Below are 22,352 nucleotides of genomic sequence, written 5' to 3'. Positions count from 1 at the left end.
GTCTCCCCTACGCGTCCGTCTTCTTGAGCCGGTACGCCGCCGCGGCGAGCGTCACGACCACGTACCCGGCGAAGACCGCGAGACCGGCCCACGGTGCCAGCGAGCCGTCCGTGTGGGTCAGCGCCATCACGGCGCCGCCCGCGTTGCTGGGCAGGTACGGGGTGATCGCGTCGGAGATCGAGTCGGGCAGCAGCGGGGCCAGGCCGGGCACGACCAGCAGCGCGCCGGCCAGGATCGCGATGGCGCCGGCGCTGGACCGCACGAGCACGCCGAGCGCGACGCCGAGCACCGCGACCAGTCCCAGATAGAGGCCGGCGCCGAGCAGGGCCCGCACCACACCCTCGTCGCCGAGCCCGATTCCGGCGACCCTGTCGTTGAGCACGGCCGACCCGACCGCGAACGCGGCGAAGGCGCCGGCGGTCATCGTGACGAAGGCGGCCGCCCCGGCCACGAGACTCTTCGACCACAGCACCGGCAGCCGGCGCGGCACCGCGGCCAAAGTCGCCCGGATCATGCCGGTCGTGTACTCGCTCGCCCCCAGCAGCACGCCCAGCACGCCGACCGACAGCGCGGCCAGGACGCTGCCCGACAGGGCCAGATCGACCGAGGTCAGCCCGCCGCCCGAGAATGAGGCCGAGGCGATCGCGCCGAAGGCGATCAGCAGGAGGACCGAGATGCCGGTCGTGAGCCAGGTGGAGCGCAGCGTGGAGAACTTGGTCCATTCGGCGGCGACGACGCCACCAGCGGTGATCTTCATCGGGCGGCCTCGTATTCGACAGCGTCGCGGGTCAGGTCCATGAACGCCTCTTCGAGCGAGGAGTTCTGCGGGGTGAGTTCGAACAGCGGGATGCCGCGGGTGGCGGCGGCCAGCCCGATCTCGCGGGCCGAGACGCCGGCGACGAGCAACTCCTCGGCGCCGGTCGAGGTGACCGTGACGCCCGGGCGTGCGATCAGGGCGCGCAGCTCGTCGGGGGCGGCGGTGACGACCCGGACGCCCTCGGTGGTCACGAAATCGGCCACGGACGTGTCGGCCAGCAGCTTCCCGCGGCCGACGATGACGAGGTGGTCGGCGATCAGCGATACCTCGCTCATCAGATGCGACGACAACATCACCGTACGGCCCTGGGCCGCGAGACCGGTGAGCAGATTGCGCACCCAGAGGACACCCTCCGGGTCGAGCCCGTTGACCGGCTCGTCGAGCATCACCACGGCCGGGTCGCCGAGCAGCGCGGCGGCGATGCCGAGCCGCTGGCCCATGCCGAGCGAGAACGCGCCGACCCGCTTGTGGGCGACCGCCGACAGGCCGGCCAGGTCGAGCACTTCGTCGACCCGCGAGCGCGCGATGCCGTGCGTGCGGGCCAGGGCGAGAAGGTGGCTGACCGCCGTACGCCCGGGGTGCACGGCCTTGGCCTCCAGCAGGACGCCGATCTCGTGCAGCGGGGCCTTCGACGACACGTACGGCTTGCCGTTGACCAGCACGTCACCCGAGGTCGGCGCGTCGAGGCCGACGATCATTCGCATGGTCGTCGACTTGCCGGCGCCGTTGGGGCCGAGGAAGCCGGTGACCTGTCCGGGCTGCGCGGTGAACGACAGACGGTCGACGACCGTCTTCGCGCCGTACCGCTTGGTTACCTCACGTACCTGAATCATGCTCCCAACGCTAGGTTCGGGCCGCGCCCCGATCGTGGTACCGCGGTCGGCTCTTGCGGCCGCGCGGTGGTACTCAGGTACCAGCGCGTTCTCAGAAGCCGGTCGCGTCGCCCGGACAGATTCGGTCTCAGGCCGGACGGCGGGTGTGCCGATAGTGGGCTCATGCGGGCCTTCATCTCACTGCGGCGACGGACCGGTCGCGTGGTCGATGCCCGTGTGACGCCCCGGGTCCGGATGGGCCTGATGTGGCTGGTGATCCTGAGCGCGGTCGCGGTGACCGGCGTGAGCGCGGCGGCGATCGCTCAGCTTCAGAGTTCGGCGACGCACCGCGGCGAGCTGCGGATGCTCATGGCCGAGATGGAGACCGCGGCCTGGCAGCAGAGCGAGCTCCGATCGCAGGTCGTCCTGGCGCGGGTCCTGACCCCGGCGGCGGTTCGGGCACACGATGACATCTGCGACGTCTTCGATGCCATCGGCGGCGAGTTCGAGCAGCGTGATCCGGGCAACGCTCAGGCCCGCGCGGTGCAGGACGCGTACGTCGCCTGGGACCTGGTGATCGACGAGGAGTTCGACCTGCTCGCCGAGGGCGACCACGCGCGCGCCCAGCAGCTCGACGCGCGGCAGGGCGCCCCGGCTTTCCAGCGGCTGACCGCGGCGATCGACGACGCCGACCAGCACTACCGGCGTACGGCCGAGGACGCCGGCACCCGAGCCGTCCTCGGCACCTGGCTGATCCTGGGCGGCGCGGCCGTCGTCGTGGTGCTGCTGGTGGTGCAGTCCCAGCGGATCCGCGCGCGGGCGTTCCGGCGGGCCACCCACCAGGCCACCCACGACGCCCTGACCGGGCTGCCCAACCGCGTGCTGCTGCACGAGCACGTCGCCGCCGCGGGTGACCGGACCCGCGCCGACCAGAGCTCGGCCGCCCTGCTGCTCATCGACCTCGACCGGTTCAAAGAGGTCAACGACACCCTCGGCCACCACTACGGCGACCATCTGCTGATCGAGGTCGCGCGGCGCATGCAGAAGGCGCTGCGCCGCGGGGAGATGGTCGCCCGGCTCGGCGGTGACGAGTTCGCCGTCCTGCTGCCCGAGGTCGCCGGCGCGGACAAGGTCGCCGAGGTCGCGGCCCGGCTGCAGCGCGCGCTGGAGGAACCGTTCGCGCTCGACGGGCTCAACCTGAGCGTCGGCGGCAGCATCGGCGCGGCGCTGTGCCCCGAGCACGGCGACACCGCCGACGAACTGCTGCAGCGGGCCGACATCGCGATGTACACCGCGAAGGCCACGCGTACGGGCTACGTGCTGTTCGACGCGAGCCAGGACAGCAGCGACCCGCGCAAACTCACCCTGGCCGGCGACCTGCGCGCGGGCATCGAGCGGGGTCAGCTGCTGCTGCACTACCAGCCGAAGGTCGACGCCAGGACCGGTGCCGTCCTCGGCGCCGAGGCGCTGGTCCGCTGGCAGCATCCCGAGCACGGTCTGATCCCGCCGGACGAGTTCATCCCGCTCGCCGAGCACACCGGTCTGATCACGCCGTTGACCCGGTTCGTGCTCGACACGGCGTTGCAGCAGTGCCGGACGTGGCTGCTCAACGGGGAGAAGCTCGGCGTGGCCGTCAACGTCTCGGCCCACCGGCTGCTCGACCTCGGCTTTCCCGGCGAGGTGGCCGATCTGCTCGCTCGCTGGGAGGTGCCGCCCCCGCTGCTCACGCTCGAGATCACCGAGAGCGCGATCATGGCTGATCCGGCCCGCGCCCTGCAGGTCGTCCAGCAGTTGCACGCTCTGGGAGTGCATCTGTCGATCGATGATTTCGGTACGGGCTACTCGTCGATGGCGTACCTCAAGAACCTGCCGGTGGACGAGCTGAAGATCGACCGGTCCTTCGTCAGCAACATGACCACCAACGAGCGTGACGCCGTCATCGTGCGCTCCACGGTCGAGCTCGGCCGCAACCTCGGGCTCCAGGTGATCGCCGAGGGCGTGGAGGACAGCGCCACCTGGACCGAGCTGGACGGCATCGGGTGCGACGTCATCCAGGGCTACTACGTCTCCAAGCCGGTCGCGTCCAGCGGGTTCGACGAGTGGCTCGACCGGCAGAAGGCACCGGCGTCAGCGGTCCCCGACGAGGACCGCTGACGCGTCGGACCTCACCGCACGGCGGGCCTCAGGCTGCCGCCCGATGACAGCGACTGGGCAGCCGGGGCCGTCGGGTCGGGCGGTGGCACCGCGCCGCACTGCTTGTCGGATCGGTCGCCGTGCACGCGGTCGGGCAGGGCGCCGGTGTCCAGGTAGGCCGCGATCGTGTTGTCGGTGCAGGCGACCCCGCTCAGCGAGCCGGAGTGCGTCGTGCCGCCGACCCCCTCGACGAGAACCGAGCGCGGGAACCGCTGGCGCACCTCGAGACTGCCCGCGTACGGGGTGGCCGCGTCCTCGGTCTCGCTGATCATCAGGATCGGCGGGGCCTTCTCGCCGTTCACGCGGACCGGCCGGCCGACGTCACCCGCCCAGAACACGCACGGCGCGTTGTACCAGGCGTTGCTCCAGGTGAGGAACGGGTACTTCTGGTAGAGCCGCCAGTTGTCCCGTTCCCACTTCTTCCACTTGGTGGGCCACTGCACGTCGGTGCACTGCGTGCCGAGGTAGACGGCGTAGCCGTTGTCGGTGCCGGGACCGGGCTCGGCGTAGAGCTCGAGCAGCCCGGTCGTCTTCCCGTCGTTGACGTAGGCGGCGAATGCGGCGGCGACGTTCTGCCAGCCGAAGACGTAGTAGCCGGCCGAGGTGAAGATGTCGGTCCACTCGTCCGGGCCGATCTTGCCGGCGGCCGGGGTCTTCCGCAGCTTCTGCAGCGTGGCGTAGTACTTGGCCTTGACGGTCTCGCCGCTGGCGCCCAGGTGATAGACCGCGTCGTATTTGGCGACCCAGTCGAAGTACGTGTCGATGTTCCGGTCGAACTGGACGTCCTGGCTCAGGTTGTTGTCGTACCAGACGCCGCGCGGGTCGACGACGCCGTCGAACACCATGCGGCGTACGCGCTCGGGGTGCAACGTGGCGTACGTCTGGCCGAGATAGGTGCCGTACGAGAAGCCGTAGAAGTTGATCTGCTGCCGGCCCAGCGCCTTGCGGATGCTCTCCATGTCGTTCACGTTGTCGGTGGTCTTGAGGTGGTCGAGCAGCGGGCCGCCGGTGCGGGCACAGGCCTCGGCGTACGCCTTCGATCGGTCCAGCCAGGTCTGCTCCAGCTCTCGGGTGACCGGCACGTAGTAGGGGCGGTTGTAGCCGGCGACGTTCCCGTCGCAGGTCAGTTTGGGCACGCTCGCGCCGACGCCGCGTGGGTCGAACCCGATCCAGTCGTAGTCGAGACCGACATTGTTGGGGATCGCCGGTTGCAGCACCGCGAACAGGAGGCCGGAACCGCCGGGACCGCCCGGATTGACCAGCATGACGCCCTGATAGTCAGCGGCGGCGGACTTGTGCTTCATCCGCGAGACGGCAATCTTGATCTTTGTGCCGCCCGGGTTCGCATAGTCGAGCGGGACGACCACGAAACCGCACTCGGCGCCGCGCGCCTTCAGCGTCGCGTTGGTACAGGCGCCCCACGCGATCGGCGGCGGCGTGTAGCTCGGGGGATCGTGGTGGGCCTGCGCCGCGGCCGGGATCGTGCCGCCGATCGTCAGCCCGACCGTCGTGGCTACGGCGGCCGCCAGTAGTCGTCTCATGCCCTGCCCTCCGTCCGGTTCGCTGCCCGGGTAGCGCGGCGTCCGCACACCCGGGGCGCTCCTCGGAGATTAGCCAGCGAGACGGTGCCCTTTAGGTCAGACTTCCCAGGTCAACGACCCTTTGAGGCGTGCCCGGACTCCACGCCGCTGCGCCGGGACTTCGCCCGGTACATGGCCGTGTCGGCCTCGCGCACCAGCGCGTCGGCGTCGGCGAAGGGGGCACCGTGGGTCAGGGCGACGCCGATGCTGGCCGAGACGAGAAGGTGGCGTCCGTCCGGGCGGTGGGGACGGTCGAGTGCGGACAGCAGCCGGCGAGCGGTCGCCTCGGGGGTGTGGTCGTCGTCGAGCGCGTCCAGCAGCACCAGGAACTCGTCGCCGCCGAAGCGGCCCGCCGTGCCGTGGTCGCCGAGCTCGGCCCGCAGCCGGTCGGCCACCTCCACCAGGATCTGGTCGCCGACGGCATGCCCGTACGTGTCGTTGATCTGTTTGAAGCCGTTGAGGTCGACGAACAGGACGGCGACGTCGGGGCCGCGCTCGATCGCGGCCGCCAGCAGCTGCAGGAAATGGGTGCGGTTGGGCAGGCCGGTGAGATGGTCGTGCAGCGCGCTCGCCCGCAGCTGTTCCTCCTGCTCGCGCAGGGTTCGCAGCACCTCCTGGTAGTCCAGCGCCATCGTCAGCAGCGCCGCCCACTGGTTGATCTGCTCGCGTCCGGTGGCCGCCTGCAGGTCCACCTGGTCGACCGTGGCGAGCAGTCCCCAGTCGCGGTCGCCGACCCGCACCGGCACGACGAAGGTCAGCGAGCCGGGCTCGGCGCGGGCCTCGTCGAGAATGCCGGCCGGCGGGAACTCGCCGGGCGGAACCCGGGTGGAGGTGAGCGGGAAGGACGCCGAACGGTCGAAGTGACCGGCTATCTCGAGACTCGGCTCGCCGGGCGTCCACATGCCGAGGCAACCGGCCCGGGCCGACGTGCGGCGCAGCCAGCCCAACTGCCGCGGATCCTCCTCGTGACTGCGCAACAGGTCGAGGCTGATGTCGTACTGGCTGCTCAGCGAACGCTGCAACCGGGTGCGCTCCCGGTACTGCGACTTCCCCTCGGCCCACAACGACTCCTTGCCGTGCGAATCGGGACAGCCGCACGACTCGCGCACCACCAGCTCGGTCGCCACCTCGTGGCGCCTCGGCGGCCCGCCGGTGCCGGCGATCGCCGCCAGCAGAACCCGCGCCGCGACCTCGCCGACCTGGAACAACGGCTGCCGTACGGTGGTCAATCGCGGCTCGGTGAACGAGGCGTCCGACAGATCGTCGAAGCCGACGACGGCCTGGTCGTCGGGCAGCCGGCAGCCCGCCCCGGTCAGCACCCGCAGGATGCCCATCGCGTTCAGGTCGGTGCCCGCGACGACCGCGGTCGACGGCAGCCCGGCCGCCAGCATCGCGCGGGCCGCCCCGGCACCCCCGGCCTCCTGATTGTCGGCGGCCGCGAAGACCAGATCGGGGTCGGGCTCGATGCCGTGGGCGCGCAGCGTGCGGCGGTAGGTCTCGTACCGTTCCTGCTGGTCGAGCGCGCCCAGGAAACCGGCGAAGGCGATCCGCCGGTGCCCGTGCCGGATGAGATGTTCGACCGCGTCGCGCACCCCGACCCGGTTGTCGGGGAAGACGGTCGAACAGTCGAGCTCGGGGAACTCGTGGCTGACCACGACGACGGGACGGCCGGAGGACTGGATCTCGTGCAGGTACTTGGGGCTCGCCGCGTTCACGATGACGACGAAGCCGGCGGCGTGGTCCCAGGCCAGCGGGTACGGCGGGTGCGGCGGCTCGGTCAGTTCCAGTTGGTCGGTGCCCGCGTCGAGTGTTTGTACGGCAACCACGGCGGTGTCGGCGTCGGCTGCGGTCTGCGCGATCCCCTCGAGAAGCCCACCGAAATACCACCCGCCCAGGAACGGGGAAAGAACTCCCAGGACGGCCATCGTGCCCCCTTCGCGCGCCGCTGCGTCGACGACAGGGAACGATACCGCCGCGGGACCTGTCCGGAAGCGTGACGACGCGCTATTTGTGCCTACGCTTGAGGGCTGAGCCCCTGCCAAAGGTAAGCGCGGCCGGTCGTACGGGCGTCAGCGTTCGACTTGTCACGGCCTTGAACCAAAGGGAGACCCCGTTCCGTGTGTCCCGGGACGTCGTCCGGTGGCGTCCCCAGGGACCTGGAGAGGTGAGGATGGCTCGGCGACACGCGACGCCAGCGGACTTCGAGCTCGTCGGGATGAGCTCGGACCCGGTACCCGGTGATCCGGACGAGATCCAGGGGGTCATCAGACGGTACGGCGACATCGGCGACGCGGCCGAGAAGGCGTTGAACGTCCTCAAGCGGGACGGCGACGTCGCTCGCGGCCGGGGCTCGGCGATGGACAAGCTGCGGGAGAAGATCGGCGACGATCTGCCCGACAAGCTGAGCAAGACCGCGCAGTCCTATCATGACGCCGCGGACGCCTACCGCGCCTACCTGCCGCAGCTGCAAGAGGCGCAGGACACGTTCGACCGGGCGGTCGACCAGGCCGAACCGGTCGCGGCGACGGCGGCGAAGTCGCTCGCCGGGGTCGTGAGCTCAGTGGCCGACGCGGCCGGCGGCACCGAGCCGACCGCCGAGCAGCAGGCCGAGCAGGCGCGGCAGCAGCAGGAGATCGAGGCCGCGCAGCAGCAGATGTCGGCCGCGCGCAGCCTGGCGCAGCAGGCGAAAAGCATGCGGGACACCGCCGAACGAGTCGCCTCCGACGCGCTGGATCGGGCCGCTTCGGAGGCGATCCCGGAACGGAACATCTTCCAGAAGATCTCCGACTTCTTCGCGGACTTCCCGTTCGTACAGATTCTGCTCGGTCTGCTGATCGCGGCCGTCGCCGTCTTCTTCCCGGTGGCCGGCCTTCTGCTCGGCGGAGCGCTCTTCGCGGTCACCCAGATATCGGCGATAGCCAGCGGGAACTTCAAAGCGGGGGACTTCCTGCTCGGGCTGGTCGGCCTGGTTCCCGGCGGTTCGCTGCTGAAGGCGGCGGGTGCGAGCGTCAAGGCCGGGGCCGGCGTGGTCGCGAAGGTGGCGCCGGCCGTCACCAAGGCGGGCAAGGGCAGCATCAACGGGATCGGCACGTCGTTCGGCTCCACCAAGACGATCGGTCCGCTCGTGAACAGCACCGGCGGGAAGGCCGCGGGGGAGGGGATCAAGGGGTTCGGCGAGGAGGCCGGCGCCGAGGTCATCAACCAGGCGGCCGAGGGCGACGGGTTCGACGCCGGGGCGATCCTCGGGGCCGGCGCTCTCGGGGCGGCCGGCGGAGTGGCCGGCGGCGTGGCGGGCTCGAAGATCTCCAAGGGCTCGAATGCCGGCGGCATCCCGGTCAAGACCGGGCCTGGCGGCAACGGAACGCGCAGCCTGCCGGGCGGAAGCGCACCGATCGCCACGCCGTCGAGCCTCACGACACCGGCGCCGGGAACCGTACCGGCCTCTCTGGGTCTTCCCCTGAACACCGATGGGGGCATCGACCTCAAGGCTCAGGAGTTGCAGGGTGGCCACGCGATCGACCGCCACGTCGGGAAGACCCAGGCCGACCTGGATCAACGTCTGAACGGAACGAAGGCGAGCCCGGGCGTCAAGGCGGTCAGGCCCATTCCGAGCGCCTCGACCTTCACCGACATCACGGTGGCGGAAAGGGCCACCTCCGACAACATCTCGGCCAATCAGGCGCAGATCGCGGCTTTCCTCGCCGCCCCGGCCGCGGGACCCGGCGGGAAGCCTGACCGGCTCGTCATCAAGAACCCGATACCGTCGACCGACGGCATCACTCGTCTCGGGCCGAAGAACAAGGCCAACCCGACCCCTGGGACGATCAGCCAGACCGGCGTCTCGCAGGTGTCGACCGTCCTGCAGAAGGACCCCACCGCCCCCGGCGGATTCAGAATCATCACTTCATTCCCGGAGCCGTGACATGTACACCAACCTTGCCTACCTCGCCCAGTCGTACTTCCACCAGGACTTCCAGGACGAGGCCGACGAGCCCATCGAGGTCGTGGAGAGGTTCCGCGACAGCGAATCCGCCGAGGTCGTCGAGGCGCTGCGGGCCGAGATCGCGACCCTGCTCGAATCGGATGCCACCGAGGAGGACCTGTCCCGGATCTGGCTCACCGAGGCCGGGGCGTATTACGACCCGGAGTTCGACGAGATCAGTACGCGGGAGTGGCTGGTCAGTGTGGCCGAGGCTCTCACCGCGCCGTCGGGGCCGGACGCGGGCATCCCGTTCAAGGGGTCGCCCGGGATCTGAGGAGCGGGCCGGGCGGGTGCCGGGCTTGCCCGAACGGGCATCGATAGTTGTTAATATTGACAGCCCTGCGTAACGCGCTTGAAACTTTTCTGAGAGCGCTCTATCCCCGTCAGCGTGTGCAGCCCGAAAAGAAGGGCATGTCCATGACTATCCGCACCCGCCTCCTGGCCGTCGCAACCGCGACCGTCGTCGTCACCGGTTCGGTGGCGATGGCCGTCTCCGCCGGCGCCGCCCTGCCTCCGCCGCCCAGCGGCTGGACCCAGGTCTGGGCCGACGACTTCACCGGCGCCGCCAACACCCTGCCCAGCAGCGCCAACTGGATCATCGACACCGGCACCAGCTACCCCGGCGGCCCGCCGCAGTGGGGCACCGGCGAGATCCAGACGTATACGAACAGCACCGCCAACGTCGCCCACGACGGCTCGGGCAACCTGCGCATCACGCCCCTGCGCAACGGCTCCGGCCAGTGGACGTCGGCGCGCATCGAGACGCAGCGCACCGACTTCAAGGCCCCGTCCGGCGGCGTGCTGCGCATGGAGGGCCGCATCCAGATGCCGAACGTCACCGGCAACGCGGCCCTCGGCTACTGGCCCGCGTTCTGGGCGCTCGGCGCGCCGTACCGGGCCGACCGGTACAGCTGGCCGGTCATCGGCGAGTTCGACGTGATGGAGAACGTCAACGGCATCAACTCCGTCTGGGGTGTGCTGCACTGCGGCGTCAACCCGGGCGGGCCGTGCAACGAGACCAACGGCATCGGCGCCTCGCGGGCCTGCCCCGGCTCGACCTGCCAGGGCAACTTCCACACGTACGCCTTCGAATGGGACCGGAGCGTCTCGCCCAACCAACTGCGGTGGTACGTGGACGGTCAGCAGTTCCACTCGGTGAACCAGAACCAGGTCGGCGAACCCCACTGGACCAACATGACCAGCCATGCCGGCTACCACATCCTGCTCAACGTGGCGATGGGCGGCGGCTTCCCCAACGGCGTCGCCGGCTTCGGCACGCCGACCGCGGCCACCGTGCCGGGCCACCCGATGCTGGTCGACTACGTGGCGGTCTACACCCGGGGCGGCGGCAGCACCACCCCGCCGCCGACGACAACGCCGCCTCCCGGTGGTGTCCGGGACGCGTACTCGCAGATCCAGGCCGAATCGTTCAACGCGCAGTCCGGCGTGATCGTGGAGGCGTCGAGCGAGGGCGGCCAGAACATCGGCGCGATCCGCGGCGGCGACTGGGTGCAGTTCGACAACGTCGACTTCGGCTCGGGCGGCGTCCGCGACTTCGTGGCCCGCGTGGCCTCCGGCGCCGGGTCCGGAATCAGCGGCCTGGTCGAGGTACGCGTCGACAGCCGCGGCAACGCCCCGATCGGCAGCTTCGCGATCGGCAACACCGGCGGCTGGCAGAGCTGGCGTTCCGTCCCCGGCAACGTAGCGAACGTGTCCGGCCGCCACACGGTCTTCCTGACCTTCACCAGCGGCCAGCCCAACGACTTCGTCAACGTCAACTGGATCCAGTTCCGCCGCTGACCGCATCGAGGGGCCGGACGCCGCTGACGCGCCCGGCCCCGCTCGCCGCGCCCTGCCCGTTCATGCCGGGTGCTGCGTGTTCGCACCGGGTGCTGCGCGTTCGCGCCGGCTCCTGCGCGTTCACGCCGAGTCCTGCCCGATGGAAAGCTTTCGCCGTGGACGTCTGTCGTTGGCGGTCCGGGTCGGGCGTCCGCCGGCTGGTTGCGTCCGGTTCTGCATGTCACGTGGGATGCGGGCCGAGCGCGAGGCGGCCGGTTCGGTGGAGAACGCGTCTGAGAGAAAATTTCACATTTACATCTATGAATGAGGTGTGAGCTTTCTTACACTCGCCCGACAGCGATCAAGCAGAGGGGGCTCCCATGTCGAGGCTGCCGTCCACCAGTGCGTCGACCCCGGCATCGGTCAGTGGAGGACATCGCGGAAGGCGATGGGGCGTACGTATGCGCCGATTGGCCGCGGGGCTGCTGGTGCTCATGCTCGGGCTCGTCGGAGCTTGGGCCGCGCCAGGGTCTGCCGGTGCGGCGGCGCCCGCCTCGGCGGCCCGAGCCGCATCAGCGTCGTGGAGCCCTGCGAACGACCTGGAAGGCTTGTGCGCGACGCTGCAGGTCTTCGACGGGGCGACCTCTCGCGGTTACGTCTGGCGAGATTCTGTCGGCTACGGGTTCAAGAACACCGTGGCCGGCGCCGAGCCCTTCCGGTTCGAGGCCACGCAGCTCGGCCGCTACCTGCTCAGGGACTCGACCGGCAAGCCGCCCTATCAGAGCGTGCTCGGCTGGGTGTGGGCCGGTGATGCGTACGGTGATCGGGCCGACTGGACGGTCAGCGTGGCCGACGGCCGTTACCGCTTCGTCTCCACCGCGACCGGTCAGCAGCTCGGCGTCTACCTCGGCGGCCTCGGCGCCGGCAACAGTAACTCGACGATCGCGCTCGCCCCGGCCTCCGGTTGCGCCGCCATCCCTGACATCGCCACCGGCATCAGCGGAACCCCGGCTCCCGGCGTCGACGCCAACGGCAAGCTCGTCGGCTGGATCGACGCCCACGCGCACGTCACCGCGGCCGAGGCCTTCGGCGGATCGTTGCACTGCGGCGACGCGTACGCCCCGGGCGGAGCCCCGGTCGCGCTCAAGGGCTGTCCGTCGCATGCGACTCTCGGCTGGGGCGCGCTGCTCGAGGCGATCATCGCCGGCACCGATCCGATCAATTCGGCCGAGGACGGCTGGCCCACCTTCGGCGACTGGCCGCAGCACGACACGATGCTGCACGAGGCGTCGTACTTCCGAAGCCTTGAACGATCCTGGAAGTCCGGGCAGCGGGTGCTGAACGTGCTGCTGGTCGCGAACCGGGTGATCTGCGGCCTGACCCTGGAACACACGAGTTGCGACGAGATGGACCAGATCCGCGCCCAGGCCACCTATCTGCGCAAGATGCAGGACTATGTGGACGCCCGCAGCGGCGGTCCCGGCCGGGGCTGGTTCCGGCTGGCCACGACTCCGGCCCAGGTGCGCCAGATCGCCGCCCAGGGCAAGCTGGCCGTCACCATCGGGGTCGAGAACTCCGAGATCTTCGGCTGCCGCGAGGTCAACGACGTGCCGCAGTGCACCCGGGCCCAGATCGACGCGGGCCTCGACGAGCTGGCCGGCATGGGCGTCAGCGGCATCTACCCCGTGCACAAGTTCGACAACGCCTTCGGTGGCACCCGCTTCGACGAGGGGGTCACCGGCGCCGCGGTCAACGTCGGTAACCTGATCTCGACCGGTCACTGGTGGCAGGCGACCTCGTGCACCGGGCCCTCCGACAACGAGCAGCCGCTGGTCAACGACGACTTCGCCCGGCTGCTGCAGCTCGGGGTGGGCCTGCCGGCCGGGGCGATCCTGCCGGTCTATCCGAGCGGCAAGATCTGCAACGTACGTGGTCTGACCGAGCTCGGACGCTATCTGATCGAACGCATGATGGACCGCGGCATGATCATCCACATCGATCACATGAGCGTGCGGGCCGCGTCCGCCGTGCTGGACCTGGCCGAGCAGGCGAACTATCCGGGTGTCGCGTCGGTGCACAGCTGGTCGGATCCCACGATGGTGAACCGGATGCTCGGGGTCGGCGGGTTCGTCGCCGGGTACGCCTTCGCGGCTTCGGACGACGGGCAGGACACGGCCACGTTCCTCGAGGAGTGGCGGGCCAACAAGGGTCTGGCCAACGGCTCGAGGATCAGCGGGTACGGGGTCGGCACCGACGTGAACGGTCTCGGTGTGCAGGCCGCCCCGCGCCTGAACGCCGGGTCGAGCCCGCTCACCTACCCGTTCACCGCGACCAACGGCACCCAGGTGACCAAGCAGGTGTACGGCTCCCGCACGTTCGACCTCAACACCGACGGCGTGGCCCAGTACGGCCTCTACGCCGACTGGATCGTCGACGCGATCAACCAGGCCGGCCCGGACGCGACGGCGCTGCGCCGGGACCTGCTGAACGGCGCCGAGGCGTACACGGTGATGTGGGAGAACGCGCGGGCCTGAGAATCAGCGCCAGACCGTGAAGCGAACGGACTGCTCGAGATAGTCGACCTGGTAGAGCACGCGGAACTGCGACCCGGCGGGAACGCCGGTGGCGATCACCGTGCGCGTCCGGGTTGAGGGCGAGCAGACCCGCACCGGCTCGGTGTAGGTGGGATCCCGTCCGTCGGCGGAGAGCAGGGCGACCAGGAACGTCTGGCACCTGTCCGACGGGCGGGCAACGTCGCGAACGTGGGAGATCGAGACGGTCGTGCACCGGGCGTCGATCGGCGTCGAGGCGACCCGCCCACCGGCGTAGAAGTCCGGCGAGGGTCGCACGGAGGTGCACCGCGGCGTGCGTTCCACGGCGGCGGCAGCGGGGGACGGGATCGCGGCGACGGTGACAGCGGCGGCGGCGATGAGGACACAGGCGATTTTCTTCATGCCGTCACCGTCCGCTGTCGATCGAGCGCGGAACGCGATCATGGGACCGGCTGGCACGTAACCGTGAGGCAAAGACCCGGACAAGCACAGCCGGGACGGCTCCGCGACATCTGAGGTCGCGTACTCAGAAGGGTTGAGTAGCCGTGGGGACGTGCTGACGGGCGGGAGTTCATAGCGTCATACCCGTGATATCGACCCTGCGGCAGTGGACGCTCCGGCTTGTCAGCTACGCGCTCAGCGGCACCTACGCTCTCTACCGGTCGCACCCGGCCGTGTGGCGTTTCATGGCCCGGCACTACCGGCCGCGGATGGGTGGTTTCGCCCGCCTGAACGCCTGGATGACCTGCCAGTTCGCCGCCCTCGACGTACCGGCCTACGCCGACTTCCTGCGCCGTAACGGGTGGGAGTTCCGCTGGTTCGACCTGGCCGGCTACCCGCCCACCAGCAAGGCCGGCTACGTGCGGGCCTACCCGGAGCACGAGCGGTGCCGCAACGGCCGGTTCGAGGTCGCCGGGAGTGTGGTCGACGAGTCGTCCGGGTCGTCGGGGCAGCCGTTCAACTGGGTCCGCAGCCGGGCCGAGCTGGCGTCGACGCATCGCAACCTGGCGGCGTACGCGACCATGATCTTCCCGGGGAAGCGGCGGTTCGTCATCAACGCCTACTCGATGGGGGCGTGGGCGACCGGCACCAACACGGGCATTGCCATGTCCCGCATCGCGATGGTCAAGAACATCGGTCCCGACGTACGCAAGATCATCGACACGTTGCGGCATTTCGGCCCCGGTTTCGAGTACGTGGTGACCGCGTACCCGCCGTTCCTCAAGCGCCTGCTCGACGAGCTCGACGCCGAACGGTTCCCGTGGGCCGACTACCGCATCTCGGGGCTGGTCGGCGGCGAGGGCATGACCGAGGCACTACGCGACTACCTGGAGAAGCGCTTCCGCAAGGTCCGCTCGGGCTACGGCGCCAGCGACCTGACCATCGGCATGGCCGGCGAGACCGAGCTCAGCGTGTGGGTCCGCCGCCGGCTGCGCACCGACGCCGAGCTGCGGGCCCGGCTGCTCGGACCGGGGGAGGAGCGGCTGCCGATGGTGTTCCAGTACAACCCTCTGGAAACGTACCTGGAGACCACGGCCGACTCCGAGATCCTGTGCACGATCAACTCGACCGCCGTGGTGAACCCGAAGGTGCGTTACAACATCGGCGACGAGGGCCGGCTGGCCACGCTGCCCGAGCTTCTCGACGCCATCAGCGATCCCGGCGCGCGGGCCGAGGCGACGGCGGCGATGCGGGTCGACGGGATGCACCTGCCGCTGCTGTTCCTGTTCGGGCGCAAGGACAGCACGATCTCGTACATGGGGGCGAACCTCTACCCCCAGGACATCGAGTACGGCCTGTACGACGACAATCCGTACGCGCATCTGCTCGAGGGTTTCTGTCTCGAGCTGGTGCAGGGCGCCGATCTGGAGAGCCGCCCGACGGTCCACCTTCAACTGCGTTCGGGCGTACGTGTTGACGCCGCGCAGAACGATCTGCTGGCCGAGACGTGCCGGGTCGGGGTGCTGGCGCATCTGACCCGCTCGAGCCGCGACTTCGCCGAGTCGATCGCCGAGGACCCGTCCGCCGCCGATGTGCGGGTCGTCGTTCACGAGCACGGCGAAGGGCCGTTCACCGAAGCGAGGATCAAGAACGTCTACCTGGTGAAGGGGCAAGCGGCATGAGGACGACCGACTTCACCGCCGCCCCGCCGCAGGGCCGGGCCGGCGCGATGTTCATCGGAGCCACTCGTTACTCCGGGCCGCGTGCGATGTTCCGTACGATCCGTGCCTGGGGTCCGATGATCCGCCAGATGAAGCGGATGTCCGGATACCGCTGGCACACCGTCTACTACCGGTTCCCGTACACGCTGGGCACGATCGCCTTCTTCAGCGACCAGGACGCGATGCTCAAGTTCGCCCGCAGTCGCCACCACCGCGACCTGATGTGCTGGCTCACCGACGACGGCGACCGCCGCAACGCGACCGCCGGTTTCATCCGGCTGTTCGCCGCCCAGCCGCACGGCTACAGCAACGGCGCGTGGCGGGCCGAGGACAACACCCTGTCGCACATGCCGACCTGGACGCCGCTGTCCACGGAAGACGCAGGCCCGGCGGTGCACCGCGGATGAAAGCCACCCTCGTACGCACCCGGGCCGACCTCCGCGACTTCTGCGAGCTGCCGCTGCGGCTGCACCCCCGCGACCGGTACGTGCCCCTGCCCGAGTCGGTCATCGCCAGGCACCGGCGGGTCGCCGCGCTCTACGTCGTGCGCGACAGCCGCGGCCGGGTCGTCGGCCGCACGAGCACGCACCGCGACGCGGCCTTCGACGCCAAGGCCGGCCCCCGCCAGCTTTTCGGGCACACCGAGTTCGTCGACGACGACGCCGTCTTCACCGCGCTGACCGGCGTCGTGAGCAGCGCCGCCGACGGACGCGCGCTGTTCGGCCCGGTGGCGTTGCTGCCCAACCAGACCGGCGGCGTCATCACCAGCGGCTTCGACGCCCGCGGCTTCGTCGACTCGGCGTGGAACCCGGCCTACTACCCGGCCATGTACGAACGACACGGCTTCACCCGCCGCTTCGAGGCCGACACGTGGGTCGTCGAGGTTCCAGGCGCGTCCTACCGGTTCGACGACCGTCGCCTCGAAGCCGAACACCTGGTGATCCGGCACGGTTCCCGCCGCGGGCTGCGCGACCAGTTGCCGATCCTGCGCGCGATGCTGAACGCCAGCTTCGCCCAGCTCGGCTACTACACCGAGATCTCGGCCGCCCAGCTCGCCGAGCAGACCGACGGCCTGGCCTTCCTGCTCGACGAGGGCCTGCTGGTCTGGCTGGAGAAGGCGGGCCGGCCGGTGGCGTTCGTGGTCGCCGTCCCCGACATCTCCGAGTTCCTGATGCGCACCGGCGGCCGCCTCGGCCTCGTCGAACAGGTGCGGTTGCTGGCCACCCGGTCGCGCTACCGCCGCGACGCGGTGCTCGTCATCAAGGGCGTGGTGCCCGGCGCGCAGGGCCGGGGCTACATGACGCTGCTGAGCCGCGAGGTGCACCGGCATCTCGAAGCGGGCGGCTACCGGACGCTGCGCAGCACCTTCGTGGAACGCGACAACGAAGCGTCGGCCGCGTCCTATCGCCGGGCCGGCGGCCGGCCCCTGCACGGATACACCTTCTATCAGAGAGGTGCGACATGACCTGGGTAAATGTTCTTCGTGAGCACGAGTCGCTGTTCCGGCGGGCGCCCAGCGCGCACAACACCCAGCCGTGGACCATCGACTACCGCGCCGACGAGATCGTCATCGGCGTCGACCCCGACCGGTCGCTGCCCCACTCCGACCCGACCGGGCGAGACCTGGCCCTGAGCATGGGCGCGTTCGCCGAGACCTGCCTGATCGTCGCGGCCGACGCGGGCCTGTCCGTGGCGTGCGACCTCAGCGATCCGCGGCGGATCCGGCTGGTGCCGGCGGCGCAGCGCTACGACACGATCTTCCACCGCGTGGACGTCGACGCACGGCGGGTCGCGCGGGGACCGTACGCGCCTGGGCTCTTGGATCTGGTTCTTCTCGCCGCTCTCGAGGGCGGGATCGTGCACGTGCGCAGCCGTGCCCTGGCCGATGATCTGACGGTGGCTGATCGCTGGATGTTCGGCGCCCCGCCGGTGGCCCGTGAGCTGCGTTCCTGGCTTCGGCTGAACCCGCGCGACCCGCGCTATCACCGCGACGGGCTGACCGACCGGGCGCTGGGTCTGAGCCGGGTCGAGGCGCGGGTGCTCTCCGGTGCGCTGCGGGCCTATCCGCTGATGCGGCGGCTCGGGCTGCCCGCCCTGCTCGCGGCGACCAGTCACCACCTTCTGCGGTACGACGGCAGCGTGCTCGTCGTGACCAGGCGTGAGGACGATCTGCGGGACACGGGCCGGCGCCTGCTGCGGACCTGGCTGTTGCTGGCCCGCTTCGGGCTGGCCGTCCACCCGCTCAGCCAGCTGCTGGACTGCCCGGACACCGCGGCTCGCCTGAGCGATCGGGTGGGCGCGACGCCGGCCGCCGTCTTCCGCGTCGGTCATCCGCTGCACGAGCCGGCCCGCTCGGCCCGCCTGCCTCACACCGTGCAGGAGGCGGGGGCGTTCAGCATGTCGACGAGGCTGGTGGCCGCGGGAACGTGCTTCGCGTACGCCTCCGGGAAGGCCGAGATCTGAACGGCCTGGGCCGCCTCGGTGACCCGCATCTTCTGCCAGCCGTCGACGCGCAGCAGCTTGTCGTAGAACTTCCCGGTCTGATACCTCGGATCGGTCAGCTGTTTCGGCGTTCCCCATCCCTGGCTCGGGCGCTGCTGGAACAGGCCGATGGAGTCGCGGTCGCCGCCCTTGAGGTTGCGCAGGCTCGACTCCTGCATCGCGGTGGCGACTGCGATGACCAGGGCCTCGTCGGGCACCCGCCGGTCGGTTCCGACGGTGACGATGACGCGGGCCATGGCGACCTGCTCGTTGCTCCAGCCGTCGGGGGCTGCCGCCGGGGCCGGTTTGCAGTCGGCCTCGGCGCGCATGAGTGGACTTAGGACAAACCCGGCCAGTACAGCGAGGGCGATCACAAACAACGCGCGCAAGTCGGGGGGCACCTTCCGGGATGAGCGGTCCGGCGAAGAGTACAGGTTGTCGTGGCACCGGTCACTCGCATACCGTCACGGCAGACCACCAGGAGGCGTCGATGCCCGCTCTCGAACACCTGCGCGCCGTCCACCGCATGCACCAGATCGGCATCATCGACCTGCTGCGGCCGGCCAGGCTGCTGCGGGCGGCCAGGAACAACGCCCGGCTCGGCCCCCAAGCCGCCCTGATCATGAAGGCCGCGGCCGAACACCCGGACGCCCCGGCGGTCACCGACGAACGCGGCACCCTCACCTACCGGCAGCTCGACGAGCAGTCGAACGCCCTCGCCCACGCCCTGCTCGCGCTCGGCCTGCCCGAACGCTCGATCGTCGCCGTGCTGGCCCGCGACCACCGCGGCCTGCTCCTCGCGATCAGCGGCAGCGCCCGGGCCCGGCTGCGGCTCGCGCTGATGAACACCGGGCTGGCCAAGCAGCAGCTCATCGACGTGGCGGCGCGCGAGAAGGTCCGCGTCATGCTGCACGACAGCGAGTTCGCCGACGTGGTCGAGGGGTTGCCGGCCGAGGTCACCCGCTACGTCACCGACGGCTCGATCGACGAGCTGATCGCGGCCCATCCGGTGACGCCACCACCGCTGCCCGGGCGGCCCGGCGGGTTCGTCATCCTGACCAGCGGCACCACCGGACTGCCCCGCGGCGCTCCCCGCACCAAGGTGTCGCCCCTGGCCAGCGCCGTCATCGCCGACCGCATCCCGTTCCCGCGCCAGGGTGCGGCGGTGATCGCGTCGCCGCTGTTCCACAGCACCGGGTTCGGCGCCTGGACCGTCGGCCTGTCGCTGGCCAACCACGCCGTGCTGACCCGCCGCTTCGACGCCGAGCACATCCTGCGCCTGATCGCCGAGCATCGCGCCGAGATGCTGGTCGCCGTCCCGACCATGCTCACCCGCATCCTGTCCCTCGGCCCCGAGATCATCAGCCGGTACGACACCACGTCGCTGAGGACCGTCTTCGTGGCCGGTTCGCCCCTGAGCCCCGAGCTGACGAACCGCTTCCAGACCGTCTTCGGCGACGTCGTGTACAACGTGTACGGCTCCACCGAGGTCGCCGTCGCGTCGGTGGCCACCCCCGAGGAGTCACGCCGCGCTCCCGGCACCGTCGGCCGGCCCCCGGTCACCGTCCACGTCAGAGTCCTCGACGCGAACGACCGGCCCGTCAAGGCTCCCGGCGAGATCGGGCGGGTGTTCGTGCGCACCGGCATCCCGTTCGAGGGCTACACCGACGGCCGCGACCGGCGGATCGTCGACGGGTTCATGGACACCGGCGACCGCGGGCACTTCGACGCCGACGGGCTGCTCTTCATCGACGGCCGCGCCGACGACATGATCATCTCGGGTGGCGAGAACGTATATCCGCTCGAGGTGGAGACGTTGCTCGCCCAGCACGACGACGTGATCGAAGCGGCCGTCATCGGGGTCGACGACGCCGAGTTCGGCACCCGCCTGCGCGCGTTCATCGTCCCCACCGCCGACGCGAAGCGCGACGCCCAGGCGATGAAGGATTTCGTGCGGGCGAACCTGGCCCGCTACAAGGTGCCGCGCGACGTCGTCTTCCTCGACGAACTGCCCCGCAACGCCACCGGCAAGGTGATGCGACGGCTGCTGCCTCAGGACACCAAGCCGTTGCGGTAGGCGTAGACCACCGCCTGCACCCGGTCGCGCAGATCGAGCTTGGTCAAGATCCGGGACACGTACGTCTTCACGGTCTCATGACTGATCACCAGAGCGGCGGCGATCTCTCCGTTCGAGAGGCCGTCGGCGATCAGCCGCAGCACCTCCAGTTCGCGCGGGGTCAGCCCACTCTTGCCCGAAGCGCCCTCGGCGGGGCGGATGGCGCGCCGGCCGGTGTCGGAGACCGCGGTCAGGGTCTGGTCGAGCCGGTCGGGTGCGGCGGTCAGGTAGCGTGCCGCCTCGGCCTGCACCACCATCGCCGTCACGTGATGGGTGACCACGTCGTGCAGCTCGCGCGCGATGCGGACGCGTTCGGCGGCGCGGGTGCTCACCGCCAGCCGCGCCCGGCGGTCCTCCTCGGCCGCCCGGGTCTGACGCAGCCACGCCCCGGCGCCCCAGAACAGGGCCATGGCCAGGAAGAACGTCGTGAACCCGGCGATCCCCTCGCCCGAGCCGGCCCGGTCCAGAGCTGTCGCGTACGGCACGTAGGCCGCGCAGATCAGCAGGATGACCAGCCGCCGGTGCCGTTCGAGGTGCGCGCCCGCGCTGAGCAGCGCGAGCGGGAACGCGGTGCCGGCGACCGTGTGGTAGCCGCGAAGCTGGTCGAACCCGAAGCCGAGCGACACCAGCACCAGGCAGACAGCCGGCCACCGGCGGCGTACGGCCAGCGGAAGGCACTGCAGCAGGATCGCGGGAACCGTCAGCGCGTCGAAGGGCCGGTGCGGCAGGTCGCCCAGCTGCGTCCCGTAGTTCTCCAGCCCCGGGACGAACGACGCGACCACCATCGCCAGGGCCAGCGGGAGATCCCGGACCGTGACGTCGAGCCGGCGCCACCGGTCCAGGAATCGCCGGGTGTCGATCAGTGCGCGACTGTAACGGTCGGCCGCACGCGGGAGCGAAGGTTGCCGCGACGGCGGGCCAGCCACAGGAAGGCCACCGTGAGAATGAGGCCGGCGCCGACCGTGTAGAGGCTGCCTTCCGGCCCGAAAGCGCCGCCGGTGATCAGCGACGGGCCCGACAGGGTGGCGTCCAGCAGGCCCTTCGACTCGCCGGTGCCCGAGACCGGGGCGCTGAAGATGCCGCCCAGGGCGAAGTTCCAGCCGAAGTGCAGACCGATCGGCACCCACAGGTTGCGGACGGCGGCGTAGCAGGCGCCGAGCATGAAGCCGGCCTCGACCGCGATGCAGGCCGCGCCCCACAGGGTCGCGTCGGGGTTGGCCAGGTGCAACGCGCCGAACAGCAGCCCGGTCACCAGCAGCGAGATCCAGGTGCTGGCCCGCTCCTCGAGGACGCGGAACAGGACGCCGCGGAACAAAAGCTCCTCCGTCGTGGCCGCGGCGGCCGCGAAGCCGAGCAGGCCCAGCGCGCCTCCGACCGACCCCAGGCCGTGCAGGTCGTAGTGGCCGAGGAAGGCGATGTTGGCGATGACGGCCGCGAACACGCCGGCCCCGATCAGCGCGCCCCGCAGCAGCCGTCCGGCCGCCCCGGCCCGGGCCACCTCCGTGGGCGTACGACGTTCGGTGCTCCGGACGACCCAGGCGTAGACGATGACAGCGAGTACGGCGGTGACGAGTCCGAGAAGCAGGGTCAGCCAGACGTTCCCGTCGACCGCCATGACGGCCTGACCTCCGGCGACCCACACCGCGCCCACGGCGAGCAATTGCTTGACGAATCGCATGATGACGTCCCCAGTGACCGGCGCGGCCCGGTGCCGCGATCACAGAGAAAGTTATGGATCTACTGGCCCGTAGGCATCACCGCTCGGTGGACACTTGCGGGTAGCTCGCGCGGGGGACAAGCCAGCCGACTGTCATCCGGCGCGACGGAGCGTAATGTGTTCGCCGACCACCCCTCGCTCGTGACGGCCGGCCCGTCGTG

General features: G+C 70.3%; 17 protein-coding genes and 2 pseudogenes. 10 read left to right on the top strand and 9 right to left on the bottom strand.

The features are described 5' to 3' along the window. Positions 1 to 7: 7 nt before the first annotated feature. Both EER30_RS33405 and EER30_RS33400 read right to left on the bottom strand, forming a co-directional pair. Positions 8 to 757, bottom strand: a complete 750-nt coding sequence (locus tag EER30_RS33405; RefSeq protein ID WP_127504663.1) for an ABC transporter permease — start codon at positions 755 to 757, stop codon at positions 8 to 10. Next, a complete protein-coding gene (locus EER30_RS33400) occupies positions 754 to 1,650 on the bottom strand; it encodes an ABC transporter ATP-binding protein (RefSeq protein WP_127504662.1) in 897 nt (298 codons plus the stop codon). Before EER30_RS33400 ends, EER30_RS33405 begins: the two co-directional genes overlap by 4 nt. Before the next feature lie 201 nt (positions 1,651 to 1,851). Between EER30_RS33400 and EER30_RS33395 the strand changes: the two genes are divergently transcribed. Continuing rightward, on the top strand, positions 1,852 to 3,783 hold the full coding sequence (locus EER30_RS33395; RefSeq protein WP_164842562.1) for a putative bifunctional diguanylate cyclase/phosphodiesterase: 1,932 nt from the start codon (positions 1,852 to 1,854) through the stop codon (positions 3,781 to 3,783). 11 nt (positions 3,784 to 3,794) lie between these two features. Here EER30_RS33395 and EER30_RS33390 read toward each other — a convergent pair whose 3' ends face one another. Both EER30_RS33390 and EER30_RS33385 read right to left on the bottom strand, forming a co-directional pair. Then, complete coding sequence (locus EER30_RS33390; protein ID WP_127504660.1) at positions 3,795 to 5,363, bottom strand: alpha/beta hydrolase; 1,569 nt, start codon at positions 5,361 to 5,363, stop codon at positions 3,795 to 3,797. Positions 5,364 to 5,473: 110 nt separating this feature from the next. Beyond that, complete coding sequence (locus tag EER30_RS33385; protein WP_127504659.1) at positions 5,474 to 7,327, bottom strand: substrate-binding and GGDEF domain-containing protein; 1,854 nt, start codon at positions 7,325 to 7,327, stop codon at positions 5,474 to 5,476. 290 nt (positions 7,328 to 7,617) lie between these two features. On the opposite strand from EER30_RS33385, the gene EER30_RS33380 reads away from it, so the two are divergent. The 4 genes from EER30_RS33380 to EER30_RS33365 all read left to right on the top strand — a co-directional run bounded on the left by EER30_RS33380 (position 7,618) and on the right by EER30_RS33365 (position 13,697). After that, entirely contained in the window at positions 7,618 to 9,324 is a 1,707-nt protein-coding gene (locus EER30_RS33380; RefSeq protein ID WP_127504658.1) for an RNase A-like domain-containing protein, read from the top strand. Between the two features lies 1 nt (position 9,325). Continuing rightward, complete coding sequence (locus EER30_RS33375) at positions 9,326 to 9,658, top strand: contact-dependent growth inhibition system immunity protein (protein ID WP_127504657.1); 333 nt, start codon at positions 9,326 to 9,328, stop codon at positions 9,656 to 9,658. Positions 9,659 to 9,867: 209 nt separating this feature from the next. Next, positions 9,868 to 11,184 (top strand): carbohydrate-binding protein, encoded by a 1,317-nt coding sequence (locus tag EER30_RS33370; RefSeq protein WP_240670466.1) that lies wholly within the window; start codon positions 9,868 to 9,870, stop codon positions 11,182 to 11,184. Positions 11,185 to 11,624: 440 nt separating this feature from the next. Then, a complete protein-coding gene (locus EER30_RS33365; protein WP_127504655.1) occupies positions 11,625 to 13,697 on the top strand; it encodes an amidohydrolase family protein in 2,073 nt (690 codons plus the stop codon). A 3-nt stretch (positions 13,698 to 13,700) separates the two neighbouring features. Here the strand turns inward: EER30_RS33365 and EER30_RS33360 are convergent, their stop codons facing one another. Beyond that, a complete protein-coding gene (locus EER30_RS33360; protein ID WP_127504654.1) occupies positions 13,701 to 14,117 on the bottom strand; it encodes a hypothetical protein in 417 nt (138 codons plus the stop codon). A gap of 185 nt (positions 14,118 to 14,302) precedes the next feature. Between EER30_RS33360 and EER30_RS33355 the strand changes: the two genes are divergently transcribed. From EER30_RS33355 to EER30_RS33340, 4 genes are read left to right on the top strand one after another with little or no spacing between them, the layout of a single operon-like run. Beyond that, the gene (locus tag EER30_RS33355; RefSeq protein ID WP_127504653.1) at positions 14,303 to 15,838 is read left to right on the top strand and encodes a phenylacetate--CoA ligase family protein; all 1,536 of its coding nucleotides are present in this window, start codon (positions 14,303 to 14,305) and stop codon (positions 15,836 to 15,838) included. Continuing rightward, on the top strand, positions 15,835 to 16,284 hold the full coding sequence (locus tag EER30_RS33350) for a DUF4188 domain-containing protein (protein ID WP_127504652.1): 450 nt from the start codon (positions 15,835 to 15,837) through the stop codon (positions 16,282 to 16,284). Before EER30_RS33355 ends, EER30_RS33350 begins: the two co-directional genes overlap by 4 nt. Continuing rightward, positions 16,281 to 17,342, top strand: coding sequence for a GNAT family N-acetyltransferase (locus EER30_RS33345; protein ID WP_127504651.1), 1,062 nt, complete (start codon positions 16,281 to 16,283; stop codon positions 17,340 to 17,342). Before EER30_RS33350 ends, EER30_RS33345 begins: the two co-directional genes overlap by 4 nt. Beyond that, the gene (locus EER30_RS33340) at positions 17,339 to 18,340 is read left to right on the top strand and encodes a nitroreductase family protein (protein WP_205650529.1); all 1,002 of its coding nucleotides are present in this window, start codon (positions 17,339 to 17,341) and stop codon (positions 18,338 to 18,340) included. Before EER30_RS33345 ends, EER30_RS33340 begins: the two co-directional genes overlap by 4 nt. Here the strand turns inward: EER30_RS33340 and EER30_RS50065 are convergent. Beyond that, positions 18,244 to 18,687, bottom strand: a complete 444-nt coding sequence (locus EER30_RS50065) for a peptidase M23 (RefSeq protein ID WP_432417582.1) — start codon at positions 18,685 to 18,687, stop codon at positions 18,244 to 18,246. The genes EER30_RS33340 and EER30_RS50065 overlap by 97 nt on opposite strands. A 161-nt stretch (positions 18,688 to 18,848) precedes the next feature. Here EER30_RS50065 and EER30_RS33330 point away from each other — a divergent pair, with 161 nt between their 5' ends. Then, on the top strand, positions 18,849 to 20,435 hold the full coding sequence (locus EER30_RS33330) for an AMP-binding protein (protein ID WP_240670457.1): 1,587 nt from the start codon (positions 18,849 to 18,851) through the stop codon (positions 20,433 to 20,435). Here EER30_RS33330 and EER30_RS50060 read toward each other — a convergent pair. From EER30_RS50060 to EER30_RS33320, 3 genes and pseudogenes are all read right to left on the bottom strand, one after another. Next, positions 20,411 to 20,635 (bottom strand): annotated as a pseudogene (locus EER30_RS50060) (response regulator transcription factor); the annotation flags it as partial. The gene EER30_RS33330 and the pseudogene EER30_RS50060 overlap by 25 nt on opposite strands. Next, positions 20,633 to 21,337, bottom strand: a pseudogene (locus EER30_RS50055) (histidine kinase); the annotation flags it as partial. The pseudogenes EER30_RS50055 and EER30_RS50060, both read right to left, overlap by 3 nt. Further along, positions 21,334 to 22,152, bottom strand: coding sequence for a CPBP family intramembrane glutamic endopeptidase (locus tag EER30_RS33320; protein ID WP_127504648.1), 819 nt, complete (start codon positions 22,150 to 22,152; stop codon positions 21,334 to 21,336). The gene EER30_RS33320 and the pseudogene EER30_RS50055, both read right to left, overlap by 4 nt. Positions 22,153 to 22,352: the final 200 nt, after the last annotated feature.

This window comes from Actinoplanes solisilvae, assembly GCF_003999975.1.
GTDB classification, from domain to species: domain Bacteria; phylum Actinomycetota; class Actinomycetes; order Mycobacteriales; family Micromonosporaceae; genus Actinoplanes; species Actinoplanes solisilvae.
This window is presented reverse-complemented; position numbering and strand designations above follow the sequence as displayed.